At 51.4% G+C, this 13,080-nt stretch carries 11 protein-coding genes; 10 read left to right on the top strand and 1 reads right to left on the bottom strand.

From position 1 onward, the window contains the following. Nucleotides 1-9: 9 nt before the first annotated feature. The 3 genes from F3H12_RS07620 to ispG all read left to right on the top strand — a co-directional run bounded on the left by F3H12_RS07620 (nucleotide 10) and on the right by ispG (nucleotide 3,629). On the top strand, nucleotides 10-1,179 hold the full coding sequence (locus F3H12_RS07620; protein WP_149678747.1) for a 1-deoxy-D-xylulose-5-phosphate reductoisomerase: 1,170 nt from the start codon (nucleotides 10-12) through the stop codon (nucleotides 1,177-1,179). A 73-nt stretch (nucleotides 1,180-1,252) separates the two neighbouring features. Continuing rightward, entirely contained in the window at nucleotides 1,253-2,551 is a 1,299-nt protein-coding gene (gene rseP / locus F3H12_RS07615; protein WP_149678746.1) for an RIP metalloprotease RseP, read from the top strand. A 13-nt stretch (nucleotides 2,552-2,564) separates the two neighbouring features. Next, complete coding sequence (gene ispG / locus F3H12_RS07610; RefSeq protein ID WP_149678745.1) at nucleotides 2,565-3,629, top strand: flavodoxin-dependent (E)-4-hydroxy-3-methylbut-2-enyl-diphosphate synthase; 1,065 nt, start codon at nucleotides 2,565-2,567, stop codon at nucleotides 3,627-3,629. Here the strand turns inward: ispG and asnB are convergent. Continuing rightward, on the bottom strand, nucleotides 3,616-5,439 hold the full coding sequence (asnB, locus tag F3H12_RS07605; protein WP_188118428.1) for an asparagine synthase (glutamine-hydrolyzing): 1,824 nt from the start codon (nucleotides 5,437-5,439) through the stop codon (nucleotides 3,616-3,618). The two genes, ispG and asnB, sit on opposite strands and share 14 nt — an antisense overlap. Nucleotides 5,440-5,753: 314 nt before the next feature. On the opposite strand from asnB, the gene spoIIGA reads away from it, so the two are divergent. The 7 genes from spoIIGA to F3H12_RS07570 all read left to right on the top strand — a co-directional run bounded on the left by spoIIGA (nucleotide 5,754) and on the right by F3H12_RS07570 (nucleotide 12,857). After that, nucleotides 5,754-6,653, top strand: a complete 900-nt coding sequence (spoIIGA, locus tag F3H12_RS07600; protein ID WP_149678743.1) for a sigma-E processing peptidase SpoIIGA — start codon at nucleotides 5,754-5,756, stop codon at nucleotides 6,651-6,653. A gap of 47 nt (nucleotides 6,654-6,700) precedes the next feature. Further along, a complete protein-coding gene (gene sigE, locus F3H12_RS07595; protein WP_149678742.1) occupies nucleotides 6,701-7,411 on the top strand; it encodes an RNA polymerase sporulation sigma factor SigE in 711 nt (236 codons plus the stop codon). 148 nt (nucleotides 7,412-7,559) lie between these two features. Then, complete coding sequence (sigG, locus tag F3H12_RS07590; protein ID WP_149678741.1) at nucleotides 7,560-8,330, top strand: RNA polymerase sporulation sigma factor SigG; 771 nt, start codon at nucleotides 7,560-7,562, stop codon at nucleotides 8,328-8,330. Between the two features lie 321 nt (nucleotides 8,331-8,651). Next, nucleotides 8,652-9,107, top strand: coding sequence for a transcriptional regulator NrdR (gene nrdR, locus F3H12_RS07585; protein WP_149678740.1), 456 nt, complete (start codon nucleotides 8,652-8,654; stop codon nucleotides 9,105-9,107). Nucleotides 9,108-9,201: 94 nt separating this feature from the next. Beyond that, nucleotides 9,202-10,281 carry a sensor histidine kinase gene (locus tag F3H12_RS07580; RefSeq protein ID WP_149678739.1) on the top strand — a complete coding sequence of 360 codons (1,080 nt, stop codon included), beginning with the start codon at nucleotides 9,202-9,204 and terminating at the stop codon, nucleotides 10,279-10,281. A gap of 9 nt (nucleotides 10,282-10,290) precedes the next feature. Next, nucleotides 10,291-10,932, top strand: coding sequence for a response regulator transcription factor (locus tag F3H12_RS07575; protein ID WP_479694071.1), 642 nt, complete (start codon nucleotides 10,291-10,293; stop codon nucleotides 10,930-10,932). Between the two features lie 242 nt (nucleotides 10,933-11,174). Next, entirely contained in the window at nucleotides 11,175-12,857 is a 1,683-nt protein-coding gene (locus F3H12_RS07570; protein WP_149678737.1) for a PP2C family protein-serine/threonine phosphatase, read from the top strand. Nucleotides 12,858-13,080: the final 223 nt, after the last annotated feature.

The following is a 13,080-nucleotide window of genomic DNA, read 5'->3' as shown; positions in this document are numbered from 1 at the left end:
ATACGGAAGATGGACAGCAATAAGGGAATTTCGATATTGGGTTCAACAGGTTCCATAGGCAGACAGGCCCTGGAAGTCTGCGACGCGTTGGGCCTTAAGGTTGTATCACTGGTGGCCGGCTCCAATACAGCGCTTCTGGAGGAACAGATCAGAAAATACAGGCCGCAGGTGGCCGCCCTCTTCGATGAACGGGCGGCTCAGGCGCTGAGAACCTCGGTGGCCGACATGTCCTGCAAGGTTCTGGGCGGCCTGGAAGGCATCCTGGAAGCCGTCACCCTGCAGGGGATTGACACAGTCCTCACGTCGGTTGTGGGGATCGCCGGACTTGTCCCCACAATGGCTGCAATTGAAGCTGGCAAAAACATTGCGCTTTCCAATAAGGAGACCTTGGTCACGGCCGGTTCCCTTGTTATGAAAAAGGCTGCGGAGAAGGGGATTACGATCCTTCCGGTGGACAGCGAGCATTCGGCTGTATTCCAGTGCCTGGCAGGAAACCGGAGAAAGGATGCCAAAAGGATCATCCTGACCGCATCGGGCGGACCGTTCAGGGGCTATTCACCCGAGCAGATGAAAACGGTGACCCTGGAGCAGGCGTTAAATCATCCCAACTGGTCCATGGGCAGCAAGATCACCATTGACTCCGCCAGCATGATGAACAAGGGGCTGGAAGTCATCGAGGCCATGTGGCTTTTCGATATGGCGCCCGATGATATTGAAGTGGTAGTGCACAAAGAGAGCATCATCCATTCCATGGTTGAGTTTGTGGATGGCTCCATCATCGCCCAGCTGGGAGCGCCCGATATGCGCATTCCCATTCAGCTCGCCCTGACCTGGCCGGAACGGGTTCAAAACCCATTCCGCCGGATATCCCTGGTTGAACTGGGGAGCCTGACCTTTGAAAAGCCCGACTTTGAAGCCTTCCCGTGCCTCGGGCTGGCATATGAAGCGGCAAGGACCGGTGGAACCCTGCCTGCTGCCATGAATGCCGCCAATGAAGTGGCTGTTGCCGCTTTTCTCAACCGGGAGATCCGATTCCACCAGATCCCCGGCATCATCCGGCAGGTCATGGCGGAACATCGGGTGAATACCCGGCCTTCCCTCGATGATATAATAGATACTGATCGGGTTTCCAGGGAACGGGCAGCGGAAATCATACGGGATATCAGAATAAAGAATTAATGCGGAACAGGTGGGACCTGGCATGATGGATAGTCCCTTCATGCCGTCAGCATGTTCCGATGGAGGAGAATAGATGGGTATATTGGTTGCGCTGGTTGCGCTGAGTTTTTTGATCCTGATTCACGAATTGGGACATTTCATGGCGGCTAAGGCTGTGGGCATCAAGGTTTTGGAATTTTCCATCTTCATGGGACCCAAACTCTTTTCATTCAGAAGGGGAGAAACACAATATTCCCTGCGGCTGATCCCCATGGGAGGCTATGTGAAGCTGGAGGGTCAGGATGAAGCCTCCGATGACTCCCGGTCTTTTTCAAAACAGGCTATCTGGAAACGGGCCCTGGTGATTGGCGCAGGTCCTTTCATGAACATCCTGCTGGCTTTTGTTCTGGCCATCGGTGTTTTGGCTTCCGCAGGGTATACCACCAACAGGATTGCCTATCTGGGAGAGAATTCGCCGCTAAAGGCAGCGGGCGTGGAAGTCGGTGACAGGCTGATTTCCTATGCAGGCAGAAGGTTGTTCGAGCCTGGTTCGGACATCAGCATCCTGTTGTACGCGGAGAACGGAGCGCCAAAAGAAATCGTCTATGAGGATGCCGATACCGGTGAAAGGATTACACGCACGGTGACTCCGGCCAGGACCCAGACTGTATGGCGCCTTGGCTTTACCGCCGTGGTTAACGAAAAAGGCGAGGGGACCAACGAGATCCAGATGATCGAAGACAATTCCCCGCTGAGAGCCGCCGGTGTCAGAAGGGGCGATATTGTCGTTAAGGTGGACGGCATACCGGTCAGCAATACCAGGGAAATTCAGCAGGTGCTCAACGTGACACGTCCCGACAAGGAGGCACCTTTGACCATAGAAGTTTTAAGAGATGGCAAAACCCTTGTGTTTGAAAACATCAAGCCCTACGCCTACTCGGCCTATACGCTGGATATGCGCTTCGAGCGTCAGAAGGGCAATTTCTTCGGCACCATCGGGGCAGCCTGGAATTTCTCAGTTTCCACCATCCGCAATGTCTTTGTCACCCTGGGATGGCTGTTTAACGGCACCGTATCCTTCAGGGAGCTCTCCGGACCGGTGGGCATTATCGGCTCAGTAGGCAGCGTGGTCCAGGAAAAGCAGCCGGTGTCGGATATCATCCTGAACCTGGTATATCTCAGCGCGTTTATCAGCATCAATCTGGGCGTCATGAACCTTTTGCCCATTCCTGCCCTGGACGGTAGCATCCTGCTCATCCTGCTGATTGAAAAGATCCGCGGAAAGCCCATGCCCCAGGAAAAGGTCGGCCTGATCTCCATGATCGGCTTCATGCTCCTGATCGGGCTTTTGATCGCCACGCTGTTCAACGATATTCCACGATGGTTCTTATAAGGGGGGATGGTCCATGGAGAAGCATACACCGGAACGGCGTCCCACGCGGCAGGTTCGGGTGGGCAATGTGCTCATCGGCGGAGGTGCGCCGGTCAGCATCCAGTCCATGACCAATACCCCCACCAGCGATGTCCGCGCAACCGTAGCGCAAATCAAGGCACTTGAGCAAGCCGGATGCGACATTGTGCGGGTGGCTGTGCCCGATATGGCATCGGCTGAGGCAATAAAAGCCATTAAGGCAGAGATCGGGATTCCGCTTGTGGCCGATATCCATTTCGATCACCGGCTTGCCCTCAAAGCCATGGCGTGCGGTGCAGATAAGATCCGGATCAATCCCGGCAATATCGGATCAAAGGAAAAGGTGCGGGAGGTTGTGAACATGGCCTCCCAGTTGAAGATACCCATCCGGGTTGGCGTGAACAGCGGTTCCCTTGAAAAGCATCTGCTGGAAAGATACGGCGGGGTTTGTGCCGAAGCGCTGGCGGAAAGTGCCATGAGCCATGCGGCTTTGCTGGAAGACATGGGCTTTAAGGACATTGTGATCTCCATCAAGTCCTCCGATGTGGTCATGTCCTATAAAGCCCATCAGTTGCTTGCAGAAAAAACAGACTATCCGCTGCATATCGGAATCACCGAGGCGGGCACGCCCTACAGGGGCACCATCAGGTCCGCCGTGGGCATTGGTGCTCTGCTGCTCAACGGCATTGGGGATACCCTGCGGGTGTCCCTGACGGGAGATCCTGTTGAGGAGGTTCGTGCGGCCAGGGAGATCCTAAGGGCCTGCGGACTTTACCGGAAGGGCATCCAGTTTATCTCGTGCCCAACCTGCGGCAGGACGCAGATTGATCTCATCGGGATCGCCACAAAGGTCGAAGAGGCGCTTGAGGATGTGGACAAGCCCATCAAGGTGGCCATCATGGGCTGCGTGGTCAATGGTCCCGGCGAAGCCCGGGAGGCCGATATCGGCATCGCCGGCGGAAAAGGCGCCGCCGTTCTCTTCAAAAAAGGTCAGATCATCAAAAAAATCGACGAGGACGAGATCGTCGAAACACTGGTCCGTGAGATCAAAGCGCTCTGATATTATAGCTCCTGAAAAAATTGCTCAGCTGGATCAGCCAGATGAAAAGCTGAAGGTAGGAGGTACGGCGTTTGCTTTCATCCTGCTGGCGCATCATGGATTCCAGGGTCTTGATATCCAGAAGATACCGGAGGGGTGATTCGGTATCATAGATTGCTTCCCTGAGCACGCTTCGGATCTTCTCGCCATAGAGCGGATCCGTCGGCCTTGGGAAGGCGCGTTTTTTTCTTTCAAGGATTTCAAGGGGGAGAAGATCCTCCACCGATTTTCTCAGAAGCCCCCTGTCTGCGCCGTTATACCGTTTCATTTCCAGGGGGACATTCCATAAGTATTCTATCAGCCGGTAATCGCATAGCGGTACGCGGGCCTGGAGGTTGAAGGTCATGCTGGTGCGATCCAGGCGGCTGAGAAGAAAAGGCAGGTTCCAGTAGAGACTGAACCATTCCGATTCATAGTCTTTCTTGAGCACATTGGCGTTCAGCGCGAAGCGCGGATACTCAAACAGGGCTTCCTCGTAACATTTTTCTATAAATTCATAGGGTTTTATCCATTCCACGATCTCCGTGTTGATGACGCTGATCTTTTCAGCCAGGTTGGATGCCCAGGGAAACCGCTTCCTGCCTGTTGATGAATGATCCGATGTCCGATAGCTGTAGCCGAAGAGTTCGTCGGAGCAGTCACCGGAAATCACGATGGGAAACTCTTTCCGGATTTCACGGAACAGGAGCATCAGGGCGCTGTCGTAATCACCGGTTCCCGGCGTTCCCATTGCCTCGGACGCCTCGAACAGGGCATCCAGCAAATCGTCCGTGGACAGCAGGATATAATGATGGCGCGTGCCAAGCTCCCTGCAGATCCAGCGAATCCAGGGAATATCGGAATCCGATTGGAAGTTTGTCGGGGTCAGTTTGCTGCCCTTTTCGTATTCCACCGACCAGGTATTGTATACATGGCTGAGAAGACCGCGGCTGTTTTTGCAGACCACAGCAGTGATGAGGCTTGAATACAGCCCGCCCGACAGGAGGCCGCAAACGGGACAATCCGGGGTGATCTGCATGCAAATGGCATCGGTGATCAGTTCCCCGATTTGCCGGGCTGTTTCATCGGCCGAATCGGTATGCTCTTTTTCCTCTATCATCCAATACCGGCTGACCGTTGTTCCATCCGGTCCAAAAGTCAGGCAGTGGGCGGGACGCAGTTCATGGATGCCCTTGATAATGGCGCTTCCTGGGGTGTTGCGCGGGCTGAGGCAGATCAGTTCGGACAAGCCGTCCACATCGATCCGGGTATTGAACAGGGGATGCGACGTGATGCCCCGGATCTCGGACGCAAAAACCATGGTCGATCCGATGAATGCATAGTAAAGCGGTTTTGCACCGATATGGTCACGTGCCAGCACCAGTTTTTTGTCTTCCGCGATCCATATGGCCAGCGCGAAAAGCCCGTTGAGTTTCCTGAAACAGGCCAGATCCCATATGGCATATCCATAGCCTACCAATTCCGAAAACGTGTTTCCTTCAAATCTGCAGCCGTAGGATTCCAGTTGGGAGCGGAGTTCATGGTAGTTGTAGATAGCACCGTCCATGACAATCCGGTATTCCTTGTTATGATATCGGATACGGGTGATGGTTCGGCTTTCGCCCGGGATGCCGTCATGACCCATCCTGCAGGACATGACGGCATGGGCGGATATATACAGTCCGGTTCCGGCAGGGCCTCTTGTGCGCACGGCATCCGAAACCGGACAGATATGGCTGCATTGGTTTGAGATATCTGCCATGGGATTGACAATACCGGATATCCCGGGCATACGACCACTCCAGCGCATGATACATAACCATCATATTCCCTCCCGAAATGGAGTGTTACGGGAAATCAGGACTCTCATGTTAAGCCCGTTTCAAGGCTTTCGGGCATTACGACATATTTTTCATCGGGCTATAACCAGATTTGACAGAATATCATGCAAGCCGCTTCTATAATCAACATATGAAAACTGCCGCCAGGAAAAGCCCGGGGCCCCGGTGAAAATCTTCCGGCATGAAAAGGGCTGGTACTCATAAATCAGGGACAGCTGAATAATAGTTTTAATGGAACCATCAAGCCAAGGGAGGGGGAGTAGGAATGGTGGTTTATGCTGACATGTTGTTCTTGGAGAACCTGCTCGCCAACTGCTTCATCCTGAAGCTGACCAGCGTGATGTCGGGTTTCCCATCGACGCTTTGGAGAATCCTTCTCTCCGCATCGGTCGGCTCCCTTTACGCCGTATTTGCAGTGATCTACCAGTCCAATCCCCTGATTGCTTCGCTGCTCGTCAAGATGTTGATCTCCATGCTGATGGTGCTGATAGCGTTCAGGGTGAGGAACACGACCGATTTTCTGAAACGATGGGGAATCATGCTGCTGGTGGCCTTCATGCTGGGCGGCTGCACGTATGCATTTTCAGGCGTTCTGGGAGAAAGCATGCTCACATATGGCGGATTGATGTACATAAGTCCGCAGGGCGTGCTGAAGGCCTTTTTGTTCGCAGCCGGGCTCTGCATCATACTGGTTCGCCCCATCGGAAGAATTCTGTCGGGCAAGGCGATCAGAGAGGGAAACATCGTGCGGGTAAATGTCATTCTTGGGAAACGATCTGCCCGGTTTAATGCCTTGATAGATACCGGGAATTCGCTGATCGATCCGCTGACAGGGTATCCGGTGATGATTGTCGAGGCGGAATCGGTCAAGGACATCGTACCGCCGGATGTTTACAACTTCTTTCTGTCCAGTAAGGTGTCCGACGGGCAGATAAAGGACGAAATCAATCCGTCCTGGAAGAGCAGAATGCATTTGATCCCGTTCAAGTCAATAGGACGGGAAAACGGTATTTTGGCGGGATTCAGACCTGATGCCATCAGGGTATTGCACGGGAACAGCTTCAAGGAACTCAGGAACGTGATTGTTGGCATCTGCGGCATCAAACTGTCCAACAACTCCAGGTATACAGCGCTGATAGGTCCGGCATCACTGGCTAACATATAACGTGACCGTGCATGCAGACAAGCAAAACGAGAAGGGGATGTTTAAAGATGTTTGAAAAGGTGTTTGGGTTCTTTTTCAACTTTGCTTCCAAATCCGATCAGCCTGCCAACGAGGTTTTCTATATCGGGGGCAATGATGTCCTGCCTCCGCCGCTGCAAGCCGAGGAGGAGGCAGAGTTGCTTGAGAACCTGGAAGCGGGTGATACCTCAGTCAAGCATGTGCTGATCGAAAGGAACCTCCGATTGGTGGTTTACATAGCCAGAAAATTCGAGAATACCGGTGTTGATATTGAAGACCTGACATCCATTGGTACCATTGGGCTCATCAAGGCCATCAACACCTATAATCCCGGAAGGAACATCAAACTGGCCACATATGCCTCCCGCTGCATTGAGAACGAAATCCTGATGTACCTGAGAAAGAACAGCCGCGCCCGCAGCGAGGTATCCTTTGAGGAGCCGCTCAATGTGGACTGGGATGGCAATGAACTGCTGCTTTCCGATATTCTGGGAACCGACAGCGATATCATCCAGAGGAACCTGGAGGAAGAGACCGACAGGAAGCTCCTGGTAAGCGCCATGAACAAGCTCAGCGGCAGAGAAAAGAAGATCATGGAACTCAGGTTCGGTCTCAACAACCATCTTGAAAAAACCCAAAAAGAGGTGGCCGATATGCTGGGCATCTCACAATCCTATATTTCAAGGCTGGAAAAGAGAATTCTTGGCAGGCTCAAGCGGGAAATATGCAGAATGCTGTGACGCGTAAACTCGGTCAATTCATGCAATCTGCCTGTCAAGGCTTTTTATAAATATTTTCAAGGTTTTAATCCGCATAAAACACACCTCGCGCGGACAAGACTGTATTTGAACGTAATCAGTCCAGTCTGCGAGCGAGGTGTGTGCTTTTATGATGAATAAGGTGGAGATCTGCGGTGTCAATACATCCAAACTTCCGCTGCTTTCCAGTGAACAGATGGAAGCGTTATTCGTCAGGATCAAGCAGGGCGACAAGGCGGCGCGGGAGGAATTCATCGAAGGAAACCTGAGACTGGTATTGAGCGTCATTCAGAGATTCGGAAACCGCGGAGAGAACGCGGACGATTTGTTCCAGGTGGGCTGCATCGGGCTTATCAAGGCCATCGATAATTTTGATGTGACACAAAACGTTAAGTTTTCCACATATGCTGTTCCCATGATCATCGGAGAAATACGAAGATACCTGAGGGACAATAACCCCATCAGGGTCAGCAGGTCCCTGAAGGATACTGCCTATAAAGCTTTGCAGGCCCGTGATAAACTGATCGGTCAGGAAGCCCGTGAGCCGACAATTACGGACATTGCCAGGGAACTGAATATGTCCAAGGAGGATGTGGTCATGGCCCTGGACGCCATCCAGGAACCCATATCCCTGTTTGAATCGGTCTACCATGACGGCGGTGATGCCATTTATGTGATGGATCAGGTCAGCGATGAAAAGAACAGCGATGAGAAATGGCTGGAAAGCATAGCCATCAACGAAGCCATGAGCAAGCTCAGCGAACGTGAGAAAAAGATTGTGGATCTGCGCTTCTTCCAGGGCAGAACCCAGATGGAGGTGGCCGAAGAGATCGGCATCTCCCAGGCACAGGTCTCGCGACTGGAAAAGTCGGCGTTGAAGCACATGCAAAAATATGTATAATTCGTGAGGACGCGTAAAGCGATGGCGTCCATTCCTTAAAACAGAGCATTCGGGCGGCTGAAAAGCCGCTTTCTTTATGTCATGGCGAGCCGCGGAAAACGGAGTGCGGCAATCCCCTTTAATCAAGCAAGCCCGTAAAGGCGGCTGCCAGACATCCTGTCCGATAATTACATGAAATGCCGCATGCGGCTTTTTGCAACCTTGTACCGTTTCCGGTCCCGAAAGCCCTATAAGTAAACCCTTCACCAAATCCGAAAAAAATATTAGAATGGTACTTACAGGAGAAGCCCAAGAATCAATAGACGAATGGGGGACAGGCATATGAAATGTCCGTATTGTTCCTGCCAGGAAGACAAGGTCATCGATTCAAGGCCGACGGATGAGGGCGCAACCATACGCAGAAGAAGGGAATGCCTGAACTGCCACAAACGTTTTACCACGTATGAAAAGGTTGAGAACCTGCCCATCATGGTCATCAAGAAGGACGGTTCCAGGGAGCCCTATGATCGGGACAAGGTCAGGAAAGGCATCCTTCGTGCTACCGAGAAACGCTCGGTTTCTGCTGATGCCATAGAAAGGATGCTGGACAGCATCGAGTACCAGATCAGCAACTCATTGGAACGCGAAGTCACCAGCGCTTTTATCGGCGAGCTTGTCATGGAGAAACTGCGGGCTCTGGATGAAGTGGCCTATGTCCGTTTTGCATCGGTGTACCGACAGTTCAAGGATATCAATACCTTTATGGATGAGCTGAGCAAGCTTCTCAAAGACAAGTAAGTAGGGGTAAATGTGGCAAAATCGGATTTAAAAAGGATAAACGAGATCATCAGGCATAACCCTTGCGGTTATCGAGAACAGCAGGGGGGCCATCATGGAAATAGCTGAAAATGCCCGTAAAGAGGTGGCAATTCTCAAGGAAGAGATCCAGGCGCTCCAGGCGGAAGTCCAGGAGGTCATCAAAAACAGCGAGAGGCTCGAAAAACTGATGATTAAGAGCCGCATCAAGCTGGCCACCATCAGTGGCGACTATACCAGGTACACTGAAGAAGACATGCGGGCAGCCTATGAGGAAGCCGACAGGCTCAGGGTGGAACTGGCTGTATCCCGGGAACGGGAACGGCAGACCGTGATACGGCGCAATGAGCTTGAGCGTCGCCTGAAAAATGCCGAGGTGACCCTGGAGAAAGCGGAAAAGCTCGTTGCCCAGGTCAGCACGGTGCTGGACTATCTTGCGGGCGATTTGAGCAAACTGGATGAACACATTGAGAGCGCAGAGCAAAAGCGCACGCTGGCCTTAAGGATCATCAAGGCCCAGGAGGAAGAGCGACGGCGGATCGCAAGGGAGATGCATGATGGCCCTGCCCAGTCCATGTCCAACGTTATTTTGAAGGCAGAGATTTGCGAAAAGCTGTTCGAGATTGATTTGGAAAAGGCCAGGGAAGAACTCTCCGCGCTTAAGGAGATGGTTCGCGCATGCCTGAAGGATGTCCGCCGGATTATTTATGACCTGAGGCCCATGTCCATCGATGATCTTGGTCTCAGTCCGACACTTCAGAAGTATATCGACAATTTTGTCAACGAAACCGGCATCCGGGTTGATTTGATGTTTATCGAAACGGATAATAAGATAAAGGACAGCAATATTGTGCTGACAGTCTTCCGGCTGGTTCAGGAGTGCCTGAACAATGTGAAAAAACATGCCTGCGCCACGCAGGTAACCATCCAGCTGGAAGGCACAACCAAAGGCCTGACCGTCCGTATCAAGGATGACGGAAAAGGCTTTGACACGGCCAGGCTGAGCAGGGAACCTGCCCATAGTGACAGCGGATATGGTGTGATTGGCATGAGAGAACGGGTGGAACTTTTGGGCGGATCTTTCTCAATCGAATCGAAAACGGGCAAGGGAACAACCGTCAGAGCGACATTGCCCTATAGTCTTCAGGGGGTATGATGATTGAATATGATTAAGGTCATGCTGGTTGAGGATCATTCCATGATCAGGGAAGGTCTGAAACAACTGTTGGAGCTTGAAAAGGACATCAAGGTGATAGCCGGTTTTCCTGACGGTCGCTCGGCGGTAGAGCAGTATCCGAAGGTCAGGCCCGATGTGGTGCTGATGGATATCAATTTGCCGGTTCTGAATGGACTGGAAGCAACCGAACTGATCAGGAAAACGGATCCGCAGGCAAAAATCATTATGCTGACCATCCACCATGACCGGGAGTATCTGCTGCGGTCACTGGATCTGGGTGCTATGGGCTACATTCTCAAGGATGCGGATTCAAGGGTGCTTGTGGAAGCCGTGCGTAGCGTTTTCAACAATCAGACCTATATCCAGCCCAGCATGGCAAAGGAACTGGTCAGTGAATACAAGCGAATCAAAAGCGGTACCCCGGACAGACCCGAGAGCTTTCTGACAAAAAGGGAACTGGAAGTTCTCAGATTGCTGACAAAGGGCATGCTTAACAAGGAGATCGCCAAAACGCTTTATATCAGCGAAAAGACTGTTAAGAACCATATCTCCAGCATTTTCAGAAAGCTTGATGTCCAGGACAGGACTCAGGCTGCTGTATATGCCATCAGGCACAGAATTGGCGAATAGTTTTCCCGCAGATTTTTTTCAAAAGCCGTCGGCATGCTGTGCGGGCCAGGTTATGCAAACGATGCCGTCTCTTTGAGACGGCATTCATCATAATAAGATTATCGAATTCTGTAGAATTAAAGTTGAAAATAGGATTTCTTGTGTTACAATATTGATAAAGCCGATATGTTTATGCACGAATTAACTAAATATTATTTTTTCATGATCTTTCTACCATAAGATAAAATTCCGGAGGGCAACATATGATAACCCCAAACGAAAAGTCCATCCATCGTTGGGATTTTAAGCGTTACACTGAGATCCTTTACACACTGATCGGCTGTATCACTTTGATTGTTGCCTTATCCCTCCTGGAAATTTCACAAAAAGGACATTTCAGCCTTGACAATGCGACGCCATGGTACGGTTTTATTGATTTTTTCGCCATCATTCTTGCCTTCTCCATTTTTCTGATTTCCTATTATACCTATCACCAGATTCAGAACAGCCGCCTGGCCGTTGTGGGATTCACTTTTCTGATCGTCGGCGTATTCGATGCCATTCCGCTGTTAACCTGCCCATATATATACGTCCCCTACGGCATGGAGGCCGTGCCCGGTAAAGCCGTCATCTACCTGCTTCTGGCAAGGCTGCTCAATGCAGCCGGCCTGCTGATCCTGGTCAGCATGCCCGAGAACAGGAAAGGACGTCTGGGCAGGGAGTGGCGGCTTGTTTTATCCTTGCTGGTCATCTCCGCTGTTATCATGTTGGTCGAAAGTTTTCCCGGAGCAGCGGACTACATATATGGTCCCGAAGGCATGAAGCCCGTAGGAAACCTGCTTATGGGTGCTGCCGGGCTCCTGTATGCCTATAATACCTGCCGGGCTATCATTGACCTGGGAAAGAACGGGGATTCGTCCTCCAAAACCATGGCCTGCGCTTTTATCCTGATGTTGTTCAGTCAGATCATTACCATTGGCGCATACAGCATGAATGATGTCAGACACCTGCTTGGATGCATCCTGAAGTTGTTAGGCTTTATGCTGTTTTTCAACATATTTTTCATCCACGGCATCAGAAGGCCCTATGTGCTCCTTTCCAAGGCCAAGGAGGAGCTCAATGAATACGCCTATGAGCTGGACCGCCTGGTGGACAAGCGGACTTATGAGCTGAAGCAGGTCAACAAGAGGCTTATGGCCGACCTGGATGTGGCCAGGGGCATACAACATGCCATGCTGCCCTCGACCCTGCCGCAGAATGAGTTTGTTTCCTTTGTATCGGGCTATCTGCCTGCCGAGAATTTAAGCGGCGATTTTTACAATGTCATCAAGATCGATGATACCCAGTATGGCATTTATATAGGCGATGTCTCCGGGCACGGGGTGTCGGCTGCCATGCTTACCGTGTTTACCTTTCAGAGAATCCTGTCCCTGATGGACGAAATCGGGAAGGAAGGCATGACCATACCGGCCATGGTGCTCAAGCATCTGTATGACTCCTTCAATGCCGCCAATTTCAGTGAGGAATTGTATATCGTGCTGATCTACGGCGTTTACAACACTGAAACCGGAATCTTCTCCTATGCTTCCGGTGGTCTGAATACCTCTCCGTTAAGGCTCAGACCGGACGGTTCCATCCAGGAACTTGATGCTGAGGGATTCGCCATCTGCAAACTGGGCGATCTGTTCACGCCCAAGTTTTCCAACCGCCAGGTCATGCTGTTTCCGGGTGACAGGCTGATCCTTTATACCGATGGCCTTGTGGAAGCGGCCAACAAGGAAAGGCAGCCCTACTCCAAGGAAAGGCTGAAGGAACTGCTGTCCCGGCATCATAAATGGAATGCAAGCGTGATGATCGAAAGAATCCTGAAGGATGTGAAGCAATACTCCGAACAGCTCAACGATGATGTGACCATTCTGGCCATTGATGTTTTAAGACCCTTCTGAGCATATTGCACTTCAATTCTCAATAGGTATTAACCATGTTTTAAAAATCTCCCTCAGGGATGGCCGAGCCGGCGCCAGCTTTTAATATGTGGCAGGTATAAATTGCAATATTAAATGCCGTGAAAAATTTGGTAAATCCATTGCTTACTGGAATAAATTCTATACATCATACCGCCATTTCTATGGCTGACCTATAACCAAACATTCTTCTTGGATATTCATT

The sequence above is a fragment of the Thermoclostridium caenicola genome (assembly GCF_900142095.1).
GTDB classification, from domain to species: domain Bacteria; phylum Bacillota; class Clostridia; order DSM-8532; family DSM-8532; genus Thermoclostridium_A; species Thermoclostridium_A caenicola.
The sequence above is the reverse complement of the archived record's forward strand: the minus strand, read 5'-3'. Positions and strand labels throughout refer to the sequence as shown.

What these genes read in the sequence shown, in the direction of transcription:
- F3H12_RS07575 (WP_479694071.1), top strand. Translation starts at nt 10,291, where the DNA reads ATGATTAAGGTCATGCTGGTTGAGGATCATTCCATGATCAGGGAAGGT.
- ispG (WP_149678745.1), top strand. Translation starts at nt 2,565, where the DNA reads ATGGAGAAGCATACACCGGAACGGCGTCCCACGCGGCAGGTTCGGGTG.
- asnB (WP_188118428.1), bottom strand. Translation starts at nt 5,439, where the DNA reads ATGCCCGGGATATCCGGTATTGTCAATCCCATGGCAGATATCTCAAAC.
- sigG (WP_149678741.1), top strand. Translation starts at nt 7,560, where the DNA reads ATGATGAATAAGGTGGAGATCTGCGGTGTCAATACATCCAAACTTCCG.
- F3H12_RS07570 (WP_149678737.1), top strand. Translation starts at nt 11,175, where the DNA reads ATGATAACCCCAAACGAAAAGTCCATCCATCGTTGGGATTTTAAGCGT.
- spoIIGA (WP_149678743.1), top strand. Translation starts at nt 5,754, where the DNA reads ATGGTGGTTTATGCTGACATGTTGTTCTTGGAGAACCTGCTCGCCAAC.
- sigE (WP_149678742.1), top strand. Translation starts at nt 6,701, where the DNA reads ATGTTTGAAAAGGTGTTTGGGTTCTTTTTCAACTTTGCTTCCAAATCC.
- F3H12_RS07580 (WP_149678739.1), top strand. Translation starts at nt 9,202, where the DNA reads ATGGAAATAGCTGAAAATGCCCGTAAAGAGGTGGCAATTCTCAAGGAA.
- F3H12_RS07620 (WP_149678747.1), top strand. Translation starts at nt 10, where the DNA reads ATGGACAGCAATAAGGGAATTTCGATATTGGGTTCAACAGGTTCCATA.
- nrdR (WP_149678740.1), top strand. Translation starts at nt 8,652, where the DNA reads ATGAAATGTCCGTATTGTTCCTGCCAGGAAGACAAGGTCATCGATTCA.
- rseP (WP_149678746.1), top strand. Translation starts at nt 1,253, where the DNA reads ATGGGTATATTGGTTGCGCTGGTTGCGCTGAGTTTTTTGATCCTGATT.